Source organism: Ruegeria sp. CDSB114, from assembly GCF_059611025.1.
In genome coordinates this window covers 1-25,646 of the sequence record NZ_JBXWOT010000013.1, presented here as the reverse complement: position 1 = coordinate 25,646, position 25,646 = coordinate 1, and the positions used below count along the sequence as shown (strand labels likewise).

General features: G+C 55.7%; 23 protein-coding genes. 20 read left to right on the top strand and 3 right to left on the bottom strand.

Features of this window, described 5'->3' with window-relative positions:
- Window positions 1-31: 31 nt before the first annotated feature.
- Window positions 32-943, bottom strand: a complete 912-nt coding sequence (coxB, locus tag AC2FIP_RS19190) for a cytochrome c oxidase subunit II (RefSeq protein ID WP_142637990.1) — start codon at window positions 941-943, stop codon at window positions 32-34.
- A 176-nt stretch (window positions 944-1,119) separates the two neighbouring features.
- On the opposite strand from coxB, the gene tldD reads away from it, so the two are divergent.
- The 5 genes from tldD (at window position 1,120) to AC2FIP_RS19165 (ending at window position 8,117) form a co-directional block, all read left to right on the top strand.
- Complete coding sequence (gene tldD / locus AC2FIP_RS19185; RefSeq protein ID WP_142637988.1) at window positions 1,120-2,541, top strand: metalloprotease TldD; 1,422 nt, start codon at window positions 1,120-1,122, stop codon at window positions 2,539-2,541.
- A gap of 239 nt (window positions 2,542-2,780) precedes the next feature.
- On the top strand, window positions 2,781-3,911 hold the full coding sequence (gene dprA / locus AC2FIP_RS19180) for a DNA-processing protein DprA (protein WP_496787753.1): 1,131 nt from the start codon (window positions 2,781-2,783) through the stop codon (window positions 3,909-3,911).
- Window positions 3,912-4,061: 150 nt separating this feature from the next.
- Complete coding sequence (gene topA, locus AC2FIP_RS19175; RefSeq protein ID WP_496787752.1) at window positions 4,062-6,695, top strand: type I DNA topoisomerase; 2,634 nt, start codon at window positions 4,062-4,064, stop codon at window positions 6,693-6,695.
- Window positions 6,696-6,786: 91 nt separating this feature from the next.
- Window positions 6,787-7,491: a CoA transferase subunit A gene (locus tag AC2FIP_RS19170; protein WP_142637982.1), complete on the top strand. Its 705-nt coding sequence runs from the start codon at window positions 6,787-6,789 to the stop codon at window positions 7,489-7,491.
- Window positions 7,491-8,117, top strand: coding sequence for a CoA transferase subunit B (locus AC2FIP_RS19165; RefSeq protein ID WP_496698003.1), 627 nt, complete (start codon window positions 7,491-7,493; stop codon window positions 8,115-8,117). Before AC2FIP_RS19170 ends, AC2FIP_RS19165 begins: the two co-directional genes overlap by 1 nt.
- Window positions 8,118-8,160: 43 nt before the next feature.
- Here the strand turns inward: AC2FIP_RS19165 and AC2FIP_RS19160 are convergent, their stop codons facing one another.
- A complete protein-coding gene (locus tag AC2FIP_RS19160) occupies window positions 8,161-9,030 on the bottom strand; it encodes a lytic transglycosylase domain-containing protein (RefSeq protein ID WP_496787751.1) in 870 nt (289 codons plus the stop codon).
- 352 nt (window positions 9,031-9,382) lie between these two features.
- Between AC2FIP_RS19160 and AC2FIP_RS19155 the strand changes: the two genes are divergently transcribed.
- From AC2FIP_RS19155 to pdeM, 15 genes are all read left to right on the top strand, one after another.
- Entirely contained in the window at window positions 9,383-9,586 is a 204-nt protein-coding gene (locus AC2FIP_RS19155) for a hypothetical protein (protein ID WP_496697999.1), read from the top strand.
- 81 nt (window positions 9,587-9,667) lie between these two features.
- Window positions 9,668-9,877, top strand: a complete 210-nt coding sequence (locus AC2FIP_RS19150; RefSeq protein WP_496750772.1) for a hypothetical protein — start codon at window positions 9,668-9,670, stop codon at window positions 9,875-9,877.
- A gap of 143 nt (window positions 9,878-10,020) precedes the next feature.
- Window positions 10,021-10,902 (top strand): Flp pilus assembly protein CpaB, encoded by an 882-nt coding sequence (gene cpaB, locus AC2FIP_RS19145; RefSeq protein WP_496787749.1) that lies wholly within the window; start codon window positions 10,021-10,023, stop codon window positions 10,900-10,902.
- A 194-nt stretch (window positions 10,903-11,096) separates the two neighbouring features.
- Entirely contained in the window at window positions 11,097-12,503 is a 1,407-nt protein-coding gene (locus tag AC2FIP_RS19140) for a type II and III secretion system protein family protein (protein WP_496697997.1), read from the top strand.
- A gap of 17 nt (window positions 12,504-12,520) precedes the next feature.
- Window positions 12,521-13,150, top strand: a complete 630-nt coding sequence (locus AC2FIP_RS19135; RefSeq protein WP_496697995.1) for an OmpA family protein — start codon at window positions 12,521-12,523, stop codon at window positions 13,148-13,150.
- Window positions 13,151-13,344: 194 nt separating this feature from the next.
- Entirely contained in the window at window positions 13,345-14,580 is a 1,236-nt protein-coding gene (locus AC2FIP_RS19130) for a CpaE/TadZ family protein (RefSeq protein WP_281973278.1), read from the top strand.
- Window positions 14,581-14,604: 24 nt separating this feature from the next.
- The gene (locus AC2FIP_RS19125) at window positions 14,605-16,047 is read left to right on the top strand and encodes a TadA family conjugal transfer-associated ATPase (protein WP_282022130.1); all 1,443 of its coding nucleotides are present in this window, start codon (window positions 14,605-14,607) and stop codon (window positions 16,045-16,047) included.
- 11 nt (window positions 16,048-16,058) lie between these two features.
- The gene (locus tag AC2FIP_RS19120) at window positions 16,059-17,027 is read left to right on the top strand and encodes a type II secretion system F family protein (protein ID WP_142637962.1); all 969 of its coding nucleotides are present in this window, start codon (window positions 16,059-16,061) and stop codon (window positions 17,025-17,027) included.
- 10 nt (window positions 17,028-17,037) lie between these two features.
- Window positions 17,038-18,015 (top strand): type II secretion system F family protein, encoded by a 978-nt coding sequence (locus AC2FIP_RS19115; protein ID WP_142637960.1) that lies wholly within the window; start codon window positions 17,038-17,040, stop codon window positions 18,013-18,015.
- A gap of 6 nt (window positions 18,016-18,021) precedes the next feature.
- A complete protein-coding gene (locus AC2FIP_RS19110; protein WP_185956705.1) occupies window positions 18,022-18,603 on the top strand; it encodes a tetratricopeptide repeat protein in 582 nt (193 codons plus the stop codon).
- Between the two features lie 29 nt (window positions 18,604-18,632).
- A complete protein-coding gene (locus AC2FIP_RS19105; RefSeq protein ID WP_496787746.1) occupies window positions 18,633-19,484 on the top strand; it encodes a tetratricopeptide repeat protein in 852 nt (283 codons plus the stop codon).
- Window positions 19,485-19,487: 3 nt separating this feature from the next.
- Complete coding sequence (locus AC2FIP_RS19100; protein WP_142637956.1) at window positions 19,488-20,024, top strand: prepilin peptidase; 537 nt, start codon at window positions 19,488-19,490, stop codon at window positions 20,022-20,024.
- A gap of 118 nt (window positions 20,025-20,142) precedes the next feature.
- Complete coding sequence (locus AC2FIP_RS19095; RefSeq protein ID WP_142637954.1) at window positions 20,143-21,450, top strand: DUF8689 domain-containing protein; 1,308 nt, start codon at window positions 20,143-20,145, stop codon at window positions 21,448-21,450.
- 40 nt (window positions 21,451-21,490) lie between these two features.
- A complete protein-coding gene (locus AC2FIP_RS19090; protein ID WP_496787744.1) occupies window positions 21,491-23,902 on the top strand; it encodes a ligase-associated DNA damage response DEXH box helicase in 2,412 nt (803 codons plus the stop codon).
- A 42-nt stretch (window positions 23,903-23,944) separates the two neighbouring features.
- The gene (gene pdeM / locus AC2FIP_RS19085) at window positions 23,945-24,607 is read left to right on the top strand and encodes a ligase-associated DNA damage response endonuclease PdeM (RefSeq protein WP_496787742.1); all 663 of its coding nucleotides are present in this window, start codon (window positions 23,945-23,947) and stop codon (window positions 24,605-24,607) included.
- A gap of 6 nt (window positions 24,608-24,613) precedes the next feature.
- Here the strand turns inward: pdeM and AC2FIP_RS19080 are convergent, their stop codons facing one another.
- Window positions 24,614-25,357: a LytTR family DNA-binding domain-containing protein gene (locus AC2FIP_RS19080; protein ID WP_496787740.1), complete on the bottom strand. Its 744-nt coding sequence runs from the start codon at window positions 25,355-25,357 to the stop codon at window positions 24,614-24,616.
- Window positions 25,358-25,646 lie beyond the last annotated feature (289 nt).

The following is a 25,646-nucleotide window of genomic DNA, read 5'->3' as shown; positions in this document are numbered from 1 at the left end:
GCAGGCGGGACGCATCCCGCCCTTACTGAAATCAGTTCGAAGCGACCTGATAATTCTGCGGCAGGCCCGCATACTCGTCGATCGCACCTTTCAGCCACGCGTCATACGCCTCTTGGCTGACAACTTTGACAGTGATCGGCATATAGGCATGGTCTTTGCCGCACAGTTCCGAACACTGGCCGAAATAGATGCCTTCCTTTTCGGCCTCAAACCACAGCTCAGCCAGGCGTCCGGGTACACCGTCCTGCTTCACACCGAAGGACGGAATGGTCCAGGAATGGATCACGTCGGACGCAGTCACTTGCATCACGATGACCTTGCCAACCGGGACAACAACCGCTGTGTCGGTGGCCAGCAGCCACTCATCGTCGCTATACCCTGCGTCTGCCAGCTTGGCCCGCATCGCGTCATCCAGGACAAACGCCGTCACGTCCGCATCGGCGGGGCGGGTACCTTCGTCCAACGTGGCCGGATGGCCAAGCAGATAGCTGTCGAATGCAAAATCGTGATCGACATACTCATATGTCCAATACCACTGGTTGCCGACAACCTTGATAACGACATCACCTTCGGGAATTTCCTGCTGCTTGAACAGAACCGGCAGAGAGAAAGCACCGATGAATACTAGAATCAGAATCGGACCCAACGTCCAGACGATCTCGACCGGAGTATAGTGCGAGAATCGCGCTGGGGTCGGGTTGACGCGTTGGTTATAACGCATGATGCAGTAAACCAGCAGGCCCGCAACGAATATGCAGATCGCGGTGATAATCACCAGAATCATATTATCCAGGCGATGAATCCCCTCGGCAAGGCTTGTGGCTGCAGGCTGGAATCCTATGCCGCCGTCAACCGGCTGACCAATAATCTCAAGCTCCTGAGCCATGGCGGGAAGGCTGGAGAGGGCTGTCATAAGCCCCGAAAGCTTTAAAGCGTTCTTCATTTTCTGTCCTGATCGTTTGATCTTTGCGTCCCTGGCGAAAAGGTGTGAATCGGCCACACCTCACCCGTTGTCTTTGGCCGCGTTAAAAACCATATTCCTGCGGGTAGATAAAGCAAAATGCTTGCGTCAAACAGACGCTATTTTTGATCTGGATCAAACTCGAAAGGTCCCAAGAGATGCCCAACGACCCGTTTCGCCCGTTTGAAAGCGCTCTTCCACATGACGAAGCGCTAGCGGTACTGCAATCCGCCACCGCCGGGGCCGAGGACGGAGAACTGTACGTTGAACGCCGGAAATCCGAGTCTCTGGTCTTTGATGACGGGCGCTTGCGGACCGCTTCTTATGACGCGTCCGAAGGTTTCGGCCTGCGCGCCGTACAGGGCGAAGTGGCAGGCTATGCGCATTCAACGGACGTCTCGATTCCTGCCCTGAAACGGGCCGCCGAGACCGCGCGGCTGGCGGTCGGTGATGGTGGCGGAACGCTAGCTGATGCCCCCCGGGCCACCAACAAGCGCCTCTATACAGACGAAGACCCGATCGAATCTGCCAGTTTCCCCGTCAAAATCGAAACATTGCGCGAGATTGACGCCTTTGCCCGTGATCTTGATCCCCGTGTAGTACAGGTCAGTGCCACTATTGCTGCTGCGGTGCAGGAGGTTGAGATTCTACGCCCTGACGGCATTCTGGTCCGCGATGTCCGCCCCATGACCCGGTTGAATATCTCGGTCATCGTGGAACAGAACGGCCGTCGTGAGAGCGGCTCGACCGGTGGAGGTGGCCGGATCGGCCTGGACGGGCTGATCGACCCAACCGACTGGCAGGATAAAGCCCGCGAGGCCCTTCGCATCGCCATGGTCAACCTCGAAGCTGTTCCCGCCCCTGCGGGCGTGATGGAGGTCGCACTGGGCCCTGGCTGGCCCGGCATCTTGCTGCACGAAGCGATTGGCCACGGTCTAGAAGGGGATTTCAACCGCAAGGGCAGCTCCGCCTTTGCCGGGCTGATGGGGCAACAGATCGCGTCCAAAGGTGTTACGGTCGTTGATGACGGCACAATCGCAGACCGGCGCGGGTCAATCAGCGTCGATGATGAGGGCACACCCAGTTCGCGCACTGTGCTGATCGAAGACGGCATCCTGACCGGATATATGCAGGATCGCCAAAACGCCCGTCTGATGGGTGTTGCACCAACCGGGAATGGGCGGCGTCAAAGCTATGCCCATAAACCAATGCCACGGATGACAAATACAATCATGCTGGGTGGCGATGCCGATCCCGCCGCTTTGGTAGCCGATATAAAGGATGGCATCTGGGCGGTTGGCTTTGGCGGCGGCCAGGTGGATATCACCAATGGCAAGTTTGTGTTTTCCTGCACCGAGGCATACCGGGTTGAAAACGGCAAAATCGGCGCGCCGGTCAAAGGGGCAACATTGATTGGCGATGGCCCCTCTGCCCTCAAACGCGTTCGCGGGTTGGGCAACGACATGGCCTTGGATCCGGGAATGGGCACGTGTGGCAAGGATGGCCAATGGGTGCCCGTGGGCGTCGGGCAACCTACGGTCCTGATGGATGGGCTGACGATTGGAGGATCGGCGGCCTAAGTAGAATCGGTCACTGCTTCCAAAGCGCAGGGTTAACGCCCCGCTTTGGATATGCATTGGTACTTTGCGGAGAGGTGTTTTCCGACTTCCGACTCGGCCGTATTTTTTGCCTTTGTTTTTCAACAACCTACGCAACTGAGACAACCGAGCCTCGAAATATATCCGGAAAATTTGACGGGATTCACACGCTGTTAACCCTGGCAGCCGTAAACCAGTTCTGCAATCAGACGGAGCAACGGATGACCGAAGAGCAGCTTTCTTCCAATCACCCCACACTCCCACCCACCACGGAAGAGGATCGGTTTTCCTGGCTTCGTCTGTTGCGTTCTCGCAAAGTGGGCCCGGCGACGTTTCGGCGGCTGCTTCGCGAACATGGCTCGGCGCAGAATGCGCTGGCCGCGCTGCCGGAAATGGCACGCGCTGCCGGAATAGAAGGGTATGAAATCTGCCCGCCCGGCGTGATTGAGGCGGAACTCAAGGCCGCAAAAGATGCCAATGCGCGGCTTTTGTGCCTAGGGTCCGCCGATTTCCCATCCGCTTTGCATGACCTGAATGATGCTCCACCAATGTTGTGGGCAATCGGCGACCTCTCTCTTTTACAGCGCCCCTCGGTCGCTATGGTCGGTGCCCGCAACTGCTCATCTCTGGGCGCGCGAATGGCGCGCGGATTGGCGACCGATCTGGGAAAACAGGGTTATGTGATCGTTTCTGGCCTGGCCCGCGGGATTGATACCGCGGCGCACCTGGCCACGGTTGAAACAGGCACCATCGCCGTTATGGCGGGGGGGGTCGACGTGGTTTACCCCGCCGAAAACACCGATCTTGCCGCTGAAATCGCAGGTTCCGGGCTGCGCGTCTCGGAACAACCGATGGGCATCACGCCACAGGCGCGCCATTTCCCGCGTCGCAACCGGATCATCTCGGGCCTGGCAAAGGCCGTTATTGTGGTCGAAGCCGCCGCCAAATCCGGCAGCCTGATTACAGCGCGCGACGCCTTGGACCAGGGGCGCGATGTTCTCGCTGTGCCCGGACACCCGTTTGACGCACGCGCGGCTGGCTGCAACCTGCTGATCCGCGACGGTGCTACTTTGATAAGGTCTGCAGAAGATGTGATCGAAGCGCTACCGCAGCAAGCGAAGCTATTCGAACCCCAGCAAATGCTCCAAAAGAATTTACCCCGCACACCATGCTCAACCAATGACCTGGAACGCCTGATTCTGACCCGGCTCGGCCCCTCTCCTATCGCCGAAGACCAGTTGATCCGCGATGTTGAGGCAACGGCGGGTGAAATTGCCCCGGTTTTGGTCGATCTGGAACTGGACGGACGTATTCAACGCCAACCCGGGGGTCTTCTTTCATTGACCGCCTGAGTGTTGAATATCCAATCTTATACAGGCATCCCATTGAAATCGCGTATAAATCCTTGCTTTCAAAGGAACGCATTGACAATTCGCTCTTGCCCTACACATCTTGCACACTCATAGAAGGCGCCAATTCCGTCGAGCGAGGTTTCCCCTTAAATGCCTGTAGTTGTTGTAGAATCCCCTGCCAAGGCCAAAACAATCAATAAATATCTTGGCCCGGACTACACGGTTCTGGCGTCTTACGGCCATGTTCGAGATCTGCCGCCCAAAGATGGCTCGGTCGATACCGAGGATGAGTTTGCGATGAAATGGGAGGTCGGGAACGACAGCCGCAAACATGTCAAAGCCATCGCCGACGCGCTGAAAGAAGACAACGCCCTGATCCTCGCCACCGACCCCGATCGTGAGGGTGAAGCGATCAGTTGGCATTTGCAGGAAGCACTGACCAAACGCCGGTCGATCAATAAGGATACGCCTGTCAGCCGGGTGACCTTCAACGCCATCACTAAGGACGCAGTGACCGAGGCAATGCGAAACCCCCGTCAGGTGGACATGCCACTTGTCGAGGCCTATCTGGCCCGCCGTGCGCTGGATTATCTTGTGGGGTTCAACCTGTCGCCCGTCTTGTGGCGCAAACTGCCTGGTGCAAAATCCGCAGGCCGCGTGCAGTCTGTCTGCCTGCGCCTGATCGTCGAGAGAGAGATGGAAATCGAGGCGTTCAAACCGGTGGAATACTGGTCGGTGCGCGCCCTGTTCGAAACACCCCGTGGTCAGACCTATGAGGCACGCCTGGTCACACTAGCCGGTAAAAAGCTGGACAAGCACGATCTGTCCAACTCAACCCAGGCCGAACTGGCGGTGCAGGCGATCACCAGCCGCGCGCTCAGTGTCACTTCGGTCGAGGCGAAACCCGCCGCTCGAAATCCCAGCGCACCCTTCATGACCTCGACCCTGCAGCAAGAGGCCAGCCGCAAGTTCGGCATGGGTGCGCGTCACGCGATGCAAGTGGCACAGCGCTTGTATGAGGCCGGCTACATTACCTATATGCGAACCGATGGCATCGACATGGCCCCCGAGGCCGTGGCGGCTACGCGCGAGACCATCGCCGACCGCTATGGCGCGGAATATGTGCCGGACAGCCCTCGCATCTATAAGAACAAGGCAAAGAACGCGCAGGAAGCCCACGAATGCATCCGGCCTACGGATATGACCCGCGATGCCAAAGCGCTGAAGGTAACGGACGACGATCAGCGCAAGCTCTATGACCTGATCTGGAAACGCACCATTGCCTGCCAGATGGCCGCTGCCCGGCTGGAACGCACAACTGTCGAAATCGGAAGCGAAGATGGGCAGGTTGGCCTGCGCGCGACCGGTCAGGTGGTGATGTTTGACGGGTTCATGCGTGTCTATGAAGAAGGCCGCGATGATGTCGCCGATGAGGATGACAAACGCCTGCCCCAGATCATGCAGGGCGACCCTGCACGGTTCTCTAAAACCACGTTGCGGGATCAGTTCACCAAAGCGACAAGCGATGGCACGGACCGGGCCGCGAAAGAGGCCATTCTGTCAGACAATGAATCAGTTCTGGCACTGCAACATCACACTCAACCGCCGCCGCGCTATACCGAGGCGACGTTGGTCAAGCGGATGGAAGAGTTGGGGATCGGGCGACCGTCGACCTATGCCTCGATTGTCACAACGATTCAGGACCGGGAATATGTACGCAAGGACAAGAACCGGCTGATCCCCGAAGAAAAGGGGCGGATCGTCACGATTTTTCTGCTGAACTTCTTCCGTCAGTATGTCGGTTATGAATTCACCGCCAATCTGGAAGAACAGCTGGACGATGTGAGTGCAGGTGATCGGGACTATAAGGATCTGTTGGGCAAATTCTGGCGCGACTTCTCGGCCGCGATTGGCGAGACATCGGAACTGCGCATTTCCGAAGTGCTGGACAAACTGGACGAAGCACTGGCACCGCAGCTCTATCCGCCACGCGAGGATGGATCTGACCCGCGTGTCTGTCCGAAATGCGGCGCGGGCCAGTTGCACCTGAAAACTTCACGCACTGGCGGGTTCGTCGGCTGCGGCAACTATCCCGAATGCACCTATACCCGTCCTATCGCCGGTGAAGGTGCCGAGGGTGAAGAGCGCCTGCTGGGTGAAGATTCAGGTGATGATATCTGGCTGAAGACCGGCCGGTTCGGACCTTATGTTCAACGTGGAGAGCCAACGCCCGAGAACAAGAAACCTCCGCGCGCCTCGCTGCCACGTGGCTGGAGCAAGGATGATATGGATCTGGACAAGGCGCTGACATTGCTATCCCTGCCCCGCCAGATTGGTGAGCACCCTGAGGGCGGTATGATCAGCTCGAATTTCGGGCGGTTCGGACCATATCTGATGCACCAGTTGGCGGATGAGGCCAAACCGGTTTATGCAAACCTCAAAGACCCCAATGACGTGTTCGAGATCGGCATGAACCGCGCCGTCGAATTGCTTGCTGAAAAGCGCTCCAATCCGGGGCGCGGACGCCGGGCTGCGGCCAAAGCGCTGAAAGAACTGGGGGAACATCCCGATGGTGGCGCAATGCAGGTTCTGGATGGGCGCTATGGTCCATATGTGAAGTGGGAAAAGGTCAACGCGACCATTCCCAAGGACATCAAACCCGAGGACGTAACGCAGGAAATGGCCATCGAACTGGTCAATGAGCGCGCGGCCCTGAAAGGGACCAAGAAAAAGGCGGCGCCCAAGAAAAAAGCCGCCAAGAAGACAACCAAGAAGGCCGGTTAGGTAGAAATACCACCCTTCGCCCGGTTTCATTGACTTCCCCGTGACGTGACGGCACAACCTGCCCAACACCATCTCATTGGGGGAGTTTTCCATGAAGAAAATCTATGCCAATGCCAACGAAGCGCTCGATGGCGTGCTTTCGGATGGCATGTTGATCGCCGCTGGCGGGTTTGGCCTGTGCGGGATTCCCGAGCTTCTGCTTGAGGCAATCAAGACCTCGGGTGCCAAAGACCTGACCTTTGCCTCGAACAATGCGGGCGTGGACGATTTCGGTATCGGTATCCTGCTGCAAACGAAGCAGGTCAAAAAGATGATCAGTTCATATGTGGGCGAAAACGCCGAATTCATGCGTCAGTACCTCAGCGGTGAGCTTGAACTGGAATTCAACCCTCAAGGCACCCTGGCCGAACGGATGCGCGCAGGTGGTGCCGGGATCCCGGGTTTCTACACAAAAACGGGCGTAGGCACTGTTATTGCCGATGGCAAAGAACACAAAGACTTCAACGGCGAGACCTATATTCTCGAAGAAGGTATTTTTGCAGATCTGGCGATTATCAAGGCGTGGAAAGCCGACGACACCGGCAATCTGGTGTTCCGCAAGACCGCCCGAAACTTCAACGTACCCGCCGCCACTTGCGGTAAGATCTGTGTGGTCGAAGTTGAAGAGATCGTGCCCCGTGGCTCTCTGGACCCTGACATGATCCACCTACCTGGAATTTACGTGCATCGCATCATTCAGGGCAATCACGAAAAGCGCATCGAACAGCGCACCACCCGCAAGAAGGAGGACGCATAATGCCCTGGGACCGGAATCAGATGGCCGCCCGCGCGGCGCAAGAGCTGGAAGACGGCATGTATGTAAACCTCGGCATCGGTATCCCGACGCTGGTGGCAAATTATGTTGGCGACAAGGATATCACCCTGCAATCCGAAAACGGAATGCTTGGTATGGGTCCCTTTCCTTTCGAGGGTGACGAAGACCCGGACCTGATCAACGCAGGCAAGCAGACGATCACCGAACTGTCTCGGACTGCTTATTTCGACAGCGCAACGTCTTTCGCCATGATCCGGGGCGGCAAAATCGCTGCGGCAATCCTGGGTGCCATGGAAGTGGATGAAAAAGGCGATCTGGCCAACTGGATGATTCCCGGCAAGCTGGTCAAAGGCATGGGCGGCGCCATGGATCTGGTGGCCGGCGTTGGCCGTGTGATCGTGGTTATGGATCACACCAACAAACACGGTGAATCGAAAGTGCTGAAGGAATGCACTCTGCCCCTGACCGGCAAGGGTGTTGTGGATCGCATCATCACCAATTTTGGAGTTCTGGATGTGGTCGATGGCGGCCTGAAGATCGTAGAGCTCGCAGATGGTGTCAGCGAAGATGAGATGCGCGCCGCGACACAGGCGACGCTCGTCGACTGATCTAGTCATGTACCGGCAAGGCCCGCGTCAGTGCGGGCCTTGGTCAGTTGAGCGCGGTTTGAAACACGCACCCGTCAGAAATCAACTCGGGCGGTGTCGAACACAGCGCTCGCGCCACCTGAAAAGCCGCGAGAACCTTGGGCACATAATCCCGTGTTTCCGCATAAGGCGGTACACCACCATGTTTGCGAACCGCACCCTCGCCCGCATTATATCCGGCCAGGACCAGGATCGGGTCGTTTCCAAACTCTTCCATCAGCCAGTTCAGGTATTTCACTCCGCCCGAGATGTTCTGCCCCGGGTGAAGGCTGTCCTCGACCCCAAATCGTTTCGCGGTCGCGGGCATAAGCTGCATCAATCCCTGTGCCCCAGCCGAGCTTTCCACCGTTTCGCGGCCCGCCGATTCAACCGAGATGACGGCCAGCACCAACGCAGGCGACACATTTGTCCCTACGGTCGAGCGTAAAATGTCGATCCCCTGCCGTTGAGCAATACTCTGAAGCGTCTGCAATCGGGGCGAGGCTACGTTTATGGCGGCAAGCGCATTTATCGAGTCCTGCAAACGACCCGAACTGGCCTCATCTATCCCGGGTGAGATCCTGTCCCAGAACGCTTTATAAGACCCGACAGGTTTGTTTTGCGGCGTAATTCCCGGAAGCCCCGGAGGCGTAACACGTGTCCTTGCGATAATCTCAGGAACTACGATCTCAGCCCCTGTGCTGGGCGCCGAAGGTGCTGAGGCATGTTCTGTAGGCGATATCTGAACCGTAATGCGCGGGCGCTGACCAGGCTTGGCTGCTTTGATCCGTTTATATACGCCACGCGGTTCGACCTCGTTGGCGGGGACAGACACAGGTGCGGATACCACTGCCAGCGCCAAGCCGGCGCAAGTTATTGCGTTCCGGAGATTCATTTGCCTGCCTCACGTTCTCTTTTGCGTCGATTTGAACCCCGAATCTGTCTGTAAGGCCAGAAAAACAATGTGAATTGGGGCAATTTCGCCTCATTTGGCGCCATTTTGCATCGGGTTTTATCGGTGTCCGCACGGAGGGAGAATTTTTATTGATTTAATTTCAATTAGTTAAACGGAAAGCTACCAAAAAGTTAAGCTGAGGCACAAAAATTTGGGGTTTGGCCCAATTCCTGCCACGCCCAACAGGCAAACATAATGCCATACCGAGACGATCGGGAGCGGACTGAGAGACGAAGCTCTGGAAGACGCCGAGGTTCACTAGACTTTTTAGATCCTTTAGGAGGGACGTAACATGATCAAGTTCATCAAGAATTTTACCACTGACGAAGACGGCGCCGTAACAGTAGACTGGGTCGTTCTGACCGCAGCCGTTGTTGGCCTGGCCGCCGTTGCTTGGACACAGGTTAGCGACGGTGTCGACGATCTGGCCAGCGACATTGATGTCGCTTTGACCGGCGTTGTTGTTACAGCACCTAACTCGGGCCCAACCCCGTAATAATTTAGATAGAATTTTGAAGGGGGCTGCGCTCGTCAGATCGCGGCCCCCTTTTTTATAGAATAAAGACGAGGTCCTGCGATGAAGGGTATTTCAAAATTCTTATCCGGGGAACATGGCGCGATCACCGTTGATTGGGTAGTGCTTACTGCTGCGCTGGTCGGCCTTGGACTAGTCACGGTATTCAACTTGACGGGCGGGGTTCAGCACGTCGATACCGAGACGGGTAACGCACTTCGCGGTATAGAGGTCTATTCTGCAATTCAGGAACAGGCATCGGAATCAGATTGATCAATCTGGCACTAAGGACACGGGCGTCAAAAAAATACTTCATTGTCCCCCTTTTCGACACAATTCTCCTGTAATCAATAGTCAGTTGAAGTCGTATTCCCTATGACGACTGACATCGCTTACAAATAAACGAGGGAACGCGCATGCGTGCAGTATTTGGACTTGTCCTGATTGTTGGGGTGGCTCTGGCAGGAGGAGCCGTTTATATGGCGCGGGACTATATTTCTCAGTATCAGGCGGAATTGGCCAGAGAACGTTTGGCGGCTCAGGAAGCATTGGCAAATGTTAAATCCGTCCCAACGGTGGACGTTCTGGTTTCGAACCGTGCTCTTAAATATGGTGAGCGTCTGGCCGCCGAAGATGTGCGGATTGTGAAATGGCCTGAGGATGCAATTCCCGAAGGAAGCTTCCTTGAAATGGCCGTCCTATTTCCAGAGGACGCCAGTGGCGACCGCTTCGTTCTGAGAACCATGGAAAAAGACGAAGCCCTGATGGAGATCAAAGTAACCAAACCAGGCGAGGCAGCGGGTCTGACATCACGAATCGCGAAAGGTAAGCGCGCCTTTGCAATCAGCGTGGACGTTGCCTCGGGCGTATCCGGCTTCCTTCGCCCTGGTGACAGTATCGATGTTTATTGGACCGGTTCATATGGTGGCGGAATCGACGGATCGCGCGGCGAAATCACCCGACTGATTCAAACCAGCATTGAGTTGATCGCTGTTGACCAGAGCGCCGGGTCAGACCTGACCGGAGCCACGATCGCGCGCACCGTTACGGTCGCTGCTACTCCGGAACAAATCGCGGCGCTGGCTCAGGCTCAGAACACCGGCCGCCTGTCATTGGCGCTGGTTGGCGTGCAAGACGACACAATCGCCAGCGCGGTCGAAGTTGACCAAAGAAAACTTCTGGGCATTAAAGATGTCGTCCCCGTGGCACCCAAAATCGCGGAAGAGGTCTGTACGGTCAAGACGCGCCGCGGTGCCGAGATCGTCGACACGGGAATAGTAACACCCTGCACAAATTAACAGAAAATCAGTGCGTTACATGATCAGGGCCGCGCGAATTGCGCGGCCCTAATTTGTTCGCATGTTGCGCATTGTCCACATAAGGAAACTTCCAGAAACCATTGATTATTGCAATAAATTCTCAATTCGCGCAGTGTTATCAGACATAAGGCAGTAGCCGCAAAAAACGAGGCGTGATCGGAGAGGCAGGTCACATGAAAAGAAGTTCCTGGATAAGCGCAGCCCTTTTGGGCTTGGCGCTCGTAGTTGGCCCAGTCGGCAATGCTGCCTGGGCTGAAACACTTCGCGTGGTAAAGAAGGGTACAGCGGAAACGCTTGATGTGCCAATGAACCGCGCAATAGTTGTGGAAAGTGAGCAACCGTTTGCCGAACTCAGCATCGCCAATGCAGGCATCGCTGATATTTCGTCGCTTTCGGATCGTACTATCTATGTTTTGGGTAAGGCTCCTGGCCTGACGACCCTGACATTGTTCGACGGCGCAGGTAATCTACTTGCTAATGTTCGGGTCCGTGTGGCACCGGATGTTACCGAGTTTAAAGAACGTCTGCGCCAGATTTTGCCAACCGAGCCTATCGAAGTTCGCACCGCCAATGACGGTATCGTTCTTTCTGGCACAATTTCTAGCGCTGCCAAGTTGGCACGGGCATTGGAGCTGGCAGAGCGCTATGCACCGGAGCGCGTATCGAACCTCATGTCGGTTGGCGGCGTTCAGCAGGTCATGCTGAAAGTGCGCTTTGCCGAGATGAATCGGTCGGTGGCTAAAAGCCTGTCCGCATCGCTTGGTTTTGGCGGCGGCGACGTAACCGGTGGTATCAACACTCTGAACAACTCTGCTGCTCTGGCGAATGCTCTTGGCAACAACATTCCTGTTTCACAGACGAATACTGGTGCGATCCTGTTCGGCTTTGGCGCAGGGTCAACGCAAGTGCGTTTGTTGCTGGAAGCCCTTGAATCAAAAGGGCTGGCACGCAGCCTCGCTGAGCCTAACCTGTCTGCCCTTTCGGGTCAGGAAGCGACGTTCCTCGCAGGTGGTGAAGTTCCTATACCGGTACCGCAGGACGATGGCGTAATTGCCATTGAATACAAAGCCTTCGGTGTCGAAATCGACTTTATCCCCCGCGTTGTGGATGGTGATCTGATTAACCTTGAAATGGCTGCAGCTGTATCGGCAATCGATGGGTCCTCGAACTTCACCATTCAGGGTGATAATGTCCCGTCCTTTATCACGCGCCAAACCAGTACAACGGTTGAATTGCGTGATGGTGAAAGCTTTGCAATCGCAGGCCTGATCCAGGATGACTTCACCGACCTGAGTAACCAAATTCCCTGGTTGGGTGACGTCCCGGTTCTTGGCGCCCTCTTCCGCAGCGCGGAATATCAGCGTCAGCAAAGTGAACTGGTGATCATCATCACAGCCCACCTTGTGTCGCCGACACGTGGTGAGGCACTGGCTCTGCCTACGGATCGGGTCAAACCACCCAGCGAATTTGATCTGTTCGTTAATGGCAAAGTCGGTCGGACTGAACGTCTGGGTGCCGGTGCAGCTTCGGAAGTCGCGAATCAGGACTTCGGTAGCTCGTACGGCTACGTCCTGGATTGATTAGGAGGATAGGACCAATGCAGAAGTGGATCATCACACTGGGTCTTTCGGTCGCTGTCGCCGCATGTACGCGTGAGGCCGGATACGAAGCCGATCAGGGCGCGTTCGGGAATGCGACACTGAATAACATTCAAGTAATGAATGGCGAACTGACATATGCCCAGATCCTGGGCCAACGGTTCGCAGCCGAAGTGCCGACCCAGATCAACTTTGATTTCAACAGCGCTCAACTGGACGAAACAGCTCAGCGAGTACTCTTGCGTCAGGCGAACTGGATCAAACAGTTCCCCGAGGCACGGTTCCGGGTCTATGGCCATACGGATGCTGTTGGATCAACGGCATATAACCAAAGCCTGGGCCAGCGGCGCGCGAATGCGGCTGTTGCGTTCCTTACGCGGCAGGGTATCTCTCGCTCGCGGTTGGAGGCGGTTGTTTCATTCGGTAAGTCACGACCTCTTGTGGCTACGCCGGATCGAGACCGTCGCAACAGGCGCACCGTGACCGAAGTATCAGGCTTCGTTGATCGTGCACCCCAGTTACTCGATGGCAAATACGCCGCCATCGTCAATCGTGAGTACGTGGAGAGCGCCGTTTATGAAACCCAGCTGCGCCGCGAGACCGCTATTGGCGATACAAGCGAACAATAAACTGTGATTGGGCGACATCGTCGCCCAATTCCCTACAATTGGTTCTTTTGCGCCTAATTCTTGCCTAAGTTCCAAGCCACATTTTCAACAATTGGGTGACCTGCGTCCGAAAATGGCCGCAATAGGGTGACAGCAAGCCAATCCTGTCCTCTGGGCCAGGATGGTTCGCCTACCCTTCGACGAGGATTGTGTTAATGACAAGCGCCACGCCGCAAAACGAAGAGACCGCAATTCTGGCCTGCACGATCAGTCGTGATGTCCAGAATTTCGATCTGCTTATAGAAGATATGGAAGGCGCTTTGGGTGAGCGTTGGGGCGATCTCGGCTTTGCCGAAGCCCTGACATTTTTCAACCAACCCGAGGCGAATTCACTGCAATTTGTCGCGTTGGCCATTGACGGTGAGGATGAAGACAACCTGTCACTGATGGGTGAAATCATCACACAGGCCAAAGACAAAAATATCAAAATAGTTCTGATCGCCGAGGACGTGACCCCGGCTTCGCTGCATCAGTTGTTGCGCAAGGGCGCGGACGAATTCGTCCCCTACCCTCTTCCAGAAGGTGAATTGCAAGAAGCAATCGACCGGATGAACAAACCCGAACCCGTCGCCGTTGCCCCGGGATCAGATGCCGCACGTGCAGCTGGCGACTCTAAAGAGGGTGCTTTGTTTGTGATTCAGGGACTTGCCGGTGGGGTCGGGTCGACGACTATGGCCGTCAACCTAGCTTGGGAACTGGCAACGGTCTCTGACAAAGAGGCCCCTTCGGTTTGTTTGATTGACCTGGACCTGCAATACGGAACGGTTTCGACCTATCTGGATCTTCCCCGTCGAGAAACTGTATTCGAGATGCTGTCTGATACGGCGGCAATGGATGATGACGTCTTCAACCAGGCGCTTCAGTCCTATGAGGACAAGCTGCAGGTGCTAACTGCGCCGTCGGATATGGTGCCTTTGGATCTGATTACGCAAGAAGATATCGAACGGGTGATCGAAAAGGCGCGAAAACACTTCGATTATGTGATCGTCGACATGCCAACGACATTGGTTCACTGGTCGGAAACTGTACTGCAGGCCGCCCATGTTTACTTTGCCCTGATAGAACTGGACATGCGTTCGGCTCAGAACGCATTGCGCCTCAAGCGCGCTTTACAGGCCGAGGAACTACCCTTCAATAAGTTGCGTTTCGCTCTCAATCGCGCCCCGAAATTTACCGATCTGAATGGTAAGGGCCGGGTCAAGCGCATGGGTGAAAGCCTGGGCATCTCTATTGATCTTCAACTGCCGGATGGCGGCAAACCCGTGATGCAAAGCGGTGATCACGGTCTGCCATTGGCCAACGCTGCGGCCAAGAACCCACTGCGCAAGGAAATCGCAAAGCTTGCGAAGTCGCTGCACAGCCTGGGCAGCAGTAGCGCCGAAGCCGCATAACACAATCCCACAGGGAGAGCCGCCGTGTTTTCAAGATATAAAAAACCCGAAGCACAACCGGTCCAGGCACCGGCTAAATCGCCCGAGGCCACACCTGCACCAGCAGCGGAGCAAGCATCAACCGCTACTGCAGTTGCCCGGCGGCCCACCCCCAAAAAGGCGGCCGAGGTTGTAGGGGCGGACAAGGAACGCAAGCGCAAAGAGCGTCTGGGCGAAATCAAGATCGAACTCCACCGCGAGCTTCTTGAAAACCTGAACCTAGCGGCCCTTGAGAAAGCTGGAGAATCCGAGCTGCGCTCGGAAATCAGTGCGATTGCCAGTGAGGTTCTGGAATCCCGCAACATCGTTCTGAACCGCGACGACCGGCAGCAGCTGAACAAAGAACTGTATGACGAAGTAACCGGTCTTGGCCCTCTCGAGACCTTGCTTCAGGACGACTCTGTCAGCGATATTCTGGTCAACGGCCCACAGCAAATTTTCGTTGAACGGTTCGGTAAGCTAGAAATTAGCGACGTTACCTTTAAAGACGAAAAGCACCTGATGCGGATCATCGACAAGATCGTATCCGCCGTGGGCCGCCGTGTTGACGAATCCAACCCCTATGTGGACGCCCGTCTGGCGGATGGCTCGCGTTTTAACGCCATGGTGCCACCGATTGCCGTTGACGGCTCGCTGGTATCCATTCGTAAGTTCAAAAAAGATAAGCTGGCCATTGATGACCTGGTGAATTTTGGTGCCTTCACCGAAGAAATGGCCGCCTATCTGCAGGCTGCTGTATCTACACGCCTAAATGTGATCGTTTCGGGCGGTACCGGTTCCGGTAAAACAACCACGCTAAACGCATTGTCCAGCTTTATCGACGACGCCGAGCGTATTCTGACCATCGAGGATACAGCGGAACTCCAGCTGCAACAGTCTCATGTTGGCCGGATGGAAAGCCGCCCGCCTAACGTCGAAGGCAAGGGTGAAGTCAGCCCCCGCGACTGTCTGAAAAACGCCCTTCGTATGCGTCCCGACCGTATCATCGTGGGTGAGACACGGGGCTCGGAAGTTATCGACATGCTACAGGCCATGAACACTGGCCATGATGGCTCGATGACAACGATCCACGCGAACTCGGCCCGAGACGGGATTTCGCGTCTTGAAAACATGATCGCGATGGCCGGGATCGAAATGCCGATCAAGGCCGTCCGTAGCCAGATCTCCAGTGCTGTGAACCTGATCGTTCAGGCAAGCCGCCTGCAGGACGGCTCGCGGCGTATGACTTCGATCACCGAAATCACTGGTATGGAAGGCGATGTGATTTCCATGCAGGAAATCTTTCGTTTTCAACGCGTTGGATTAACGCCCGACAACAAGATTATTGGCCATTTTACCGCGACCGGCGTTCGCAGCCACTACTCCGAACGCTTCCGTCTGTGGGGCTATGATCTGCCCCCTTCGATTTACGAACCAACGACTATGTAGGAGATCTTGAAATGCAACTGCCTATGGAGGCACTGATCTACGTCGCGATCTTCGTAGGCGTACTTGCGTTGGTGGAAGGAATCTATCTGGTTGCCTTCGGAAAATCCATCAGTCTGAACAGCCGCGTGAACCGCCGTCTGGACATGCTGGATAAAGGCGTCGGGCGCGAACAAGTTCTGGAACAGCTGCGCAAGGAAATGCAGCAGCATATGAAGTCCCAGAGCATTCCGCTCTATTCCCTGTTGGCGGACAAGGCTCAGAAGGCCGCCATCGCCTTCACACCCCGTCAGTTGATCCTGATTATGGTGTTGGTGACAGGCTTTGCCTTTATGGGGCTCAGCATTGCAACGGGAACGGAAACCATAATGCGGGCCGCTATTTCGGTCGCAATCGGTGTTGGCGGTGTCTATGCGTGGGTAAACAACAAGGCCAAAAAGCGTATGGCAATGCTGGAAGAACAGTTGCCAGATGCTGTGGAATTGATGGTTCGGTCGCTTCGCGTCGGGAACCCTTTTGTGTCCACCATTCAAATCGTCGCAAATGAAGTCCAGGATCCACTCGCCACTGAATTCGGGGTTATCGCTGATGAATGTGCCTATGGCCGTGACGTCGGTGAATCTCTCAAAGATCTGGCACAACGACTGGATATGCAGGATCTACGGTTTTTGGCAGTGGCCGTCGGCATCCAACAGCAATCCGGTGGTAACCTGGCCGAAATTCTGGCCGGTTTGGCCAAGGTGATCCGGGCCCGTTTTCGACTTTTCCGGCGCGTCAACGCCATCACAGCCGAGGCAAAATGGTCAGGAAAATTCCTATCCGGATTTCCACTGTTCTGCCTGGGATTCATTTTGGTGAACGACCCCGGGTACTATGACGAAGTTATGGATCACCCATGGTTCATTCCTGCCTGTTTCTTTGTCGGTATCATGCTGACACTGAACCTGATCGTCATGCGCATTCTAACCGACATCAAGGTCTGAGGACACCACCATGGAAATCCTGACCCAAATAAATGACTTTCTAACCGAGCTCCTTGGCCCCTTCGGTCCACTGATCGTGGTTGGTGTACTTGGACTGTTCATGATCTTGATCACAGTCCCCTTGATCCTGAGCCAGCCAGAAGATCCCCTGAAGAAACTGCAGCGTTCTAATGCAGCCCCTCGACAGGATAAGAAGGTCAAAAAGGACAAGCTCAGAACCAGCGGGCGAAACGAGCAGCTTGAGAAGTTTGCCAACTTCCTTGAGCCACAGAATAAGGAAGAACTGTCTGCCATGCAGCTGAAACTGCGGCAGGCGGGGTACCAGTCAAAGGACGCAGTTCGGTTTTTCCACTTCGCTCAATTTTCCTTGGGCATCATCGGAATTGTGATTGGTGTTTTGCTGGTCACTGTCCTTTCCGATGGTCAGGAATTTACCGCGCAGCAGATGATAATACGAGTTCTTGTCCCTTCGGCCGCCGGGTATTTTCTGCCGCGCTATTGGATCACCCGAAGGGTCGCAGAACGGCAAGAAGCGATCACCGCAGGCTTCCCCGATACTCTTGACCTGATGCTGGTCTGTGTCGAGGCTGGCCAGTCGCTGGACCAGGCCATCGTTCGCGTCGCACGCGAAATGAAAGCCTCCTACCCTGAGATTTCGCTTGAATTTGAAGTCGTCGCCCACGAATTGAAGGCCGGTAAGGACAAGGATACGGTTCTTCGCGATTTTGGTACGCGCTGTGGCGTTCAGGATGTTAACTCATTTGTGACGGTGATGATCCAATCGGCAACATTCGGTACATCCATCGCCGAAGCCTTGCGGGTTTACGCCGGCGAGATGCGAGATAAGCGCGTGATGCGCGCCGAAGAGGCCGCTAACAAGTTGCCAACCAAAATGACACTCGCCACTATGATGCTGACGGTGCCACCGTTGCTGGTCATTCTGGTTGGACCCTCGGCCAAAGGCATCGCTGAATTCGGCGGAGGCTAATAGCCTATGAAATTGAAACCCAGGTGCATCCAAACGGGGATACGCCGCGTGTTACAGGCCACCGTGGTTCTTGCCACGGTGGCTTCTTGCACGGAAACGGGGTCCTCTGGGGATCTGGATGCACCTGGCATTGATCGTAAAGCCCCGGCCGAGGATCAGATCGCAGTTGGTAACCGGCTGATGGCTTCGGGTGAATACGAGCTTGCGTTGGATGCCTTTATCCGCGCAGCGCTCAATCAGGGAATGACAACGCAGATCCTGACCTCGATGGGGACGGCAAATCTGGGCCTTCGGAGGCTTGGACAGGCGGAAACACTGCTGCGCCGTGCGGTTGAAGATGACCCCGAATGGTCTGTCGCCTGGAACAATCTGGGTGTGTTGCTGATGGAAATCGGAGAATATCCCGAGGCCGCTCAGGTCTTTCGCCGGGCCTATGCTCTCGATAATGGCGAAAGTGACGCAATCCGGGACAATCTGCGGTTAGCTCTCGCAAAAATGGAAAATACTGATAATAATACCCCTCAAGAACAAGAATACACACTGGAGCAGCAAGGCGACGGGCAATTCATGCTGCGCAAGCTCCCGTAACATAGGCAAGAGCAGTAAGGGACGCAAAAATGCGCCAACAATTCTTGATTCCGTCTATCGCAATCTGCGGGCTGATCCTCTCAGCCTGTGAAAAAGAGTCCGAAGAAGAAAAGGTCGAGCGTACATTTCAGGAGGTGAACGTCATTGACGAGACCAACCTGAACGACGTTCTTCTGTCGGCCGCCGACCCAAACGAAGCCGTTACCTATTTCCAGGGTGCCGCCGCCAAGAACCCAGGTCGTATAGACCTGCAACGTGGGCTGGCGATTTCACTGGCGCGCGCCAAACGGACGACCGAGGCAACCGCCGCCTGGAAAAAAGTCACCACGATGAGCGGTACGACCAATGTAGACAAGGTCGAATACGCAGATTCTCTGGTACGTTCCGGGAACTGGGCAAAAGCCAAGTCCACTTTGGATTCGGTCCCGCCGACTTTTGAATCTTTCAAACGCTACCGCCTGGAAGCCGTCGTCGCGGATTCACAAAAAGACTGGAAACGCGCGGATCATTTCTATGAAACCGCCGTGGGTCTGACGACCCGCCCCGGTGGTGTGATGAACAACTGGGGATATTCCAAACTGACACGCGGCCAGTACGACGAAGCCGAACGGTTGTTCACCGAGGCCATTCGACAGGATAACTCTCTATTCACGGCAAAGAACAATCTGGTCCTCTCCCGGGCTGCACAGGGCAATTACAGCATGCCTGTCGTTCCCATGTCTCAGGTCGAACGAGCGATGTTGTTGAACACAATGGCCATCTCGGCGGTGAAACGCGGTGATGTGGCGACGGCCAAGAACCTGTTCCGCGAAGCGATCGCCACCCATCCGCAACATTACGACGAAGCAGTTCGATCCCTGCGCGCGCTTGAGGAAGCCTGATACATGCATATTCCAGCGGGTGCTGCGGCCTGGTTTTTGCCGTTCGTACTGCCGATCTGCTATTACGTGGCCTTCACCGACCTGCGTGACATGCTCATCAAGAATCACGCCGTAGTAGCACTGGCTTCGGTATTTGCGGTCATCGGTTTGTTTGTCCTGCCGCCCTGGTCGGATGGTTGGATTACCGGCCCGTTTTCTGTGTCCCTCCCACCCTATTTGTGGCAGCTGTTACATATAGTTGTAATGCTGGTCATCGGCATTCTGCTCAACGCAGCCGGCATTATGGGAGCCGGAGACGCAAAGTTCATAGCCGCGGCCTCAGCCTTTGTTTGGATGGGCGATTTCACATTGGTATTGTTGATCCTGATGTCGACCACCTTGGCGGCCTTTGTCACGCATCGGTTGGCCAAACATACCGCCCTCAGAGCTATTGCCCCAGATTGGGAAAGCTGGCGTCGGGACAAACAATTTCCAATGGGTTTTGCGCTTGGTGCAACCCTGGCCATCTACCTGATACTTGGAACTGTTTACGGCTCGTAAACTATCATCAGTCCGCCTTGTCCCCGCCTTGGAACTGACACAAAGCCCGGCCAAATTTTCGTCAAAGGGCCCTTTTCAGGGCTATTGGCGTGAATACTGAATTAGACGGGCAACGCTCATGAATATGCAGACAACCTCGGTAATGGCCCCCCCTACCCCAAAGGGGTTGGGCGATATGCAGCTTCCTATTGTTATGATGCGGGATATCCTGCTGAAAACTATCTTTCGTAAAACCGTAGATACAGTTTCCGAAGTTGCCCAAGCGATCTGCTTGCCGGGTTCTGTCACACAGGAATTGATCGACCTTGCCCGCGAACAAAAGCTGCTGGAAGCAACCGGTACTTTGAACGCCAACAGCGGCAATGAGATGGGGTATCAATTGACCGATGCGGGCAAAGCGCGTGCATTGGATGCGCTGAGCCAGTCCGAATATTTCGGCGCCATGCCCGTCCCGCTGGATGTGTACCGCGAGCAGGTAAAACGCCAGTCGATCCGGAATATCCAGGTTTCCCGCGACCAGTTGACCGGGGCAATGGGCCATCTGGTTCTGCCTGACAGCCTGCTGGACCACCTTGGACCCGCGGTCAGTGCAGGCCGATCAATCCTGATGTATGGACCTCCGGGTAATGGTAAATCCTCTATCTCGAACGGTATTCGGGATGCTTTGGGCGATAATGTCTATGTCCCATATGCCATCGAATACGCTGGTCAGGTGATCACGGTGTATGACCCGATTGTACACACAGCCATCGAACAAGAAGCTGATGATCCCAATAGCTTGCGCCGCCGCAAGCGGTTCGATTCGCGCTATGTCCAATGTGAAAGACCAACTGTTGTGACTGGCGGTGAACTGTCACTCAGCATGCTCGATCTGGTTTATAACCCTACGGCGCGGACCTATCAGGCCCCGCTGCAGCTGAAATCGACGGGCGGCATCTTTATCGTTGACGACCTTGGCCGTCAGCAGGAACCACCACAGGCCCTGATCAACCGCTGGATTGTTCCACTGGAAGAGAACAAGGATATCCTTGGCCTGCAATCGGGTGAAAAATTCGAAGTGCCCTTTGACACGCTGGTCATCTTTTCGACCAACTTTCACCCCAACGAGATCTTTGACCAAGCCGCTCTGCGCCGAATCTTCTTCAAGATCAAGATTGACGGTCCGAACCAAGAGAACTTCCTGAAAATCTTCGCCATGGTGGCCCGCAAACGCGGGATGCCTCTGGACGAGGCCGCATTGGTCCACCTGCTAAAGGTCAAATACCCGACCATCGACAACATCTATGCGAACTATCAGCCGATATTCCTGATTGATCAGATGATCTCGATCTGCGAATTCGAGGGCATCCCCTATCAGATGAGCCCCGATCTAATTGAACGCGCTTGGGCCAACATGTTCGTCAAAGATGAGAAAATCGTCAAATAACCTAATGCCATTTCGCTGACGGGCCGGGTAATCTGCCTTTATGACGCAGATTCCCGCCCGGATTACTGACTGGTTTGACGACAAAGGTTGGTCCATCCACCCGCATCAGCAGGACATGTACGACCGGGCCCTTGAACCGGCGACGTTGCTGATCGCCCCCACCGGCGGGGGCAAGACAATGGCCGGATTTCTGCCCACGCTGGCCGATCTGGCAGAGCGGGACCATGATGGCCTGCATACAATCTACGTCTCCCCTCTCAAGGCGCTGGCGGCAGATATCCGGCGAAACCTGCGTGGCCCAGCCGAGGAAATGGGCCTGGCTGTCCGGATTGAGGACCGCACCGGAGATACCTCAGCCACACAGAAAAAGCGTCAGCGGGTTGACCCACCGCAGATCCTTTTGACTACACCTGAAAGCCTGGCCCTGCTGACCTCTTATGAAGACGCCGGGCGGATGTTTCAGGGCGTGCAACGGGTGGTTGTCGATGAAATCCACGCCCTGGCCGAGAGCAAGCGTGGCGACCAGCTGATGCTGGCGCTGGCCCGTCTGCAGGGGCTCTGCCCGGACCTGCGCAGGGTGGGCCTGTCTGCAACGGTTGAAGACCCCAGCGCGATTGCCCGATTTCTGGCACGTCACCCTGATCCCTGCCGGATCGTTGAGGCCGATCCTGGGCCTGACCCCGATATCCAAATGTTGGAAACGCCGGAAATGCCTCCGTGGTCGGGCGGTGGCGCGGCCTATTCCATCCCTGCCGTTCTGGACCAGATCCGGAAGCATAAGACGACGCTTATCTTTCACAACACCCGCGCACAGGCCGAGATTTTCTTTCACAACCTCTGGCTTGCCAACGAAGACGGGCTGCCGATTGGCATTCATCACGGCAGTCTGGACAGGCAGCAACGCGAACGTGTCGAGGCCGCAATGGTTCGCGGTGAGCTCCGCGCGATTGTCTGCACTGGCAGCTTGGATCTTGGTATTGATTGGGGCGATGTCGACCTGGTCATTCAGATCGGAGCGCCCAAAAACGTCAAAAGGCTGGTTCAGCGCATCGGGCGCGCAAATCACAGATACAACGCCCCCTCCAAAGCATTGTTAGTGCCCGCAAACCGCTTCGAAGTTGTGGAATGCATAGCGGCACTTGAGGCTGTGAAAGCTCATGATCTGGACGGTGATCCCCGCGGCGCAGGTCCACGCGATGTGTTGTGTCAACATATCCTGATTGCCGCAGCATCCGGGCCATTCTTGGCCGATGACCTGTTCCGGCAAATGACCGCAGCGGGCCCCTATGCCGAGTTGACCCGAGCAGAGTTCGACGCCTGTTTGGACTTTTGTGCAACCGGGGGCTATGCCCTGCGCGCCTATGATCGGTGGCAAAGGCTGCAGCTACGGCCAGATGGGCAATGGCAGCTGCGTGACCCCCGTGCTGCGCAGCGTATCCGAATGAACCTTGGCACGATTCAGGACACAGATACGTTGAAAGTCCGCCTGAAACGCAATCGAGGGGGCAAACCTCTGGGAGAGGTCGAGGAAGCCTTTGCTGCCTCGCTGACCCACGGAGATACCTTTCTGATCGGCGGCCAGATCGTGCGCTATGAGGGATTGCGCGAGATGACGGTCGAAGTCAGCCGCCGAGCGGATAAGAAGCCCAAGATCGCAACGTTTTCAGGCACCAAATTTGCGACCTCGACGCAGCTGAGCGACCGTATCCTGCGGCTGTTTGCACAGCCCGATTGGCCCCAGTTACCCGCGCATACCGCGGATTGGCTGGCGTTGCAGCGCGATATCTCGCGCCTGCCTCAACGTGACAGGTTACTGATCGAAAGTTTCCCCAACGATGGGCGCGAAAACCTGTGTGTCTATGGTTTTGCGGGTCGCAACGCCCAGCAGACGCTGGGGCTGTTGCTGACCAAACGGATGGAAGAAACGGACCTTGCACCGCTGGGCTTTGTTGCCACCGACTATGCAACCCTGATCTGGGGGTTGGACGCGGTGATAGACCCGCGTCCGCTATTTCAGCCCGACGAGCTGCGCAACGGCTTGGAAACCTGGCTGGCGGGCAATGCCGTAATGAAGCGCACCTTTCGTGCCTCGGCCACGATTGCAGGGCTGATCGAACGGAACATGGCCGGTCAGCGCAAAAGTGGTCGGCAGGCCACGTTTTCCTCAGATATCCTCTACGATACTTTGCTGAAATACGATCCCGATCACCTGTTAATGCAGATCACCCGAGAAGAGGCCGTGCGCGGTCTCGTCGATTTCGGGCGGATCGAGGCACTGATCGAGCGGATCGGGGGACGCATAGATCTGATGCGATTGGATCGGGTTTCACCTCTGGCTGCACCACTGTTTCTTGAGGTTGGCAAGGTACCCGTCAAAGGTGCTGCTGAAGAACGCCTGCTGGCGGAAGAAAGCGCGCGCCTATTGCAAGAGGCAGGGCTGAAATCCTGCTAAAAGCTCTTGCGCGCGGTAGCGGAACGTCGCAAAGAACGTAACATGAACGAAGTTTCGATCTGTTTAGCCGGGCAAAATCTGCTGGCGCTTGGGTCTGGTGCCCTTTGGTGGCCCGACAAAAGCGTGCTTTGCGTGTCCGATCTGCATCTGGGTAAATCCGAGCGTTTGGCGCGCCGGGGCGGCACGACATTACCCCCCTATGACAGCCAGGACACCCTGGCCCGATTGGCCGCAGATATCGAGCACACTCAGCCTGACATCGTTATTTGCCTTGGGGATAGTTTTGATGATCTTGATGCCCTAAACGCCTTGAGTGTGCCTGACAGGCTGCAGATTACGGCGATGCAGGCCGGTCGCCGCTGGGTCTGGATCGAGGGCAACCATGACCCCGGCCCGGTAGATCTGGGCGGAAGCCATCTGGCCGAATATGCGGTTGACCCTCTGGTCTTTCGTCATATTGCGCAACCCAAGGGCAAGGCTGAGGTTTCGGGACATTACCACCCCAAGGCGCGCGTGCGGATCCGCGGTCGTTCGATCACCCGCCCCGCTTTCCTGATGGATCAGGCGCGTCTGATCCTGCCTGCCTATGGGACTTATACTGGTGGGCTCTTTAGCTCGGATCACGTTCTGGACGCCTTGATGAGCGATCAGGCAATGGCGATCCTGACAGGGAAAATCCCGCAAATGATCCCAATGCCCAGATAGGGCGGCTCAGATCAGGCCATCTTCTTCTAGGAACGGGCGGTATTTCCTGCTGACCGGAACAAGCTCGTCGTTCTTCAGGCGCAACATGGTCTTGCCACCCTTACGTTCGACCCCAGCAATGGCGTCATCGACAACCCAATGCGATCGGTGCGTGCAATGGCCCGGTATAGGTTCCATTTCCTCTATGGCGTCGGTAAAACGCGACCGGATCGTAAACGTGCCCTCAGAAGTCACCACATCCACATAGTGGTCTTGGACCGTCAGGCGATAGACCCGACCCTGAAAGGATCCCGGCAACCGTTTGTAGATGCGCGGCAGCGGAATTTCAGCATTTTCGGATTGAGGTTTCGATGCCTCACGCCGCACCAGGATCAAGCCCACCGACAGCAAGGCGCCATAAGATGTTACAGATAACATATCCGGGCACGGCAGTCCGTTGGCCGAAAACAGCAACCAGACCATCAACCAAAGGCTTGGAACAAAAAGGACGAAAACCAAGGATATCAGCACAAGGTCGCGCCCAGAAAACTCGGTCTCAGCGAATAACCTACGCAACAATCTTCTTGCGACGCAGGTCACTCCTAGCGCCAGCGCCATCACCCCGATCCAGAAGGCCAAGCGCCAAGGAAAGGTTACTTCGATGGCCTGAAATGGTTGGAATACGAAGGACAATAGCAGAAGGAAAACCAGTCCGGCAATCAACCGGTACCCTACTATTTCGGCGAAAACTGGGCGCAGTTTCGTGAACATAAACACTCGACAACAACTCTCCGGGTCCAGCCAATACTACCGGGGACTTGCCATATTACAACGTAACCGGCTGGAATAGAAAGTTTATCACCAATACAGGCACATTCAATGCCCGTAATCTCACACTTAGTTTACATATTAACAAATTTTAGGCCGGAGAGTACCCCGGCCCTGAAAATCTACATGCACGACTGTCCGCTATGGGTCACACAGTCAGGCCTTCTGGTTCTGGGAGTTTGTTTGCGCGGCATGCGGCGGTCAGGGTGTTGGCCAGCAGGCATGCGATTGT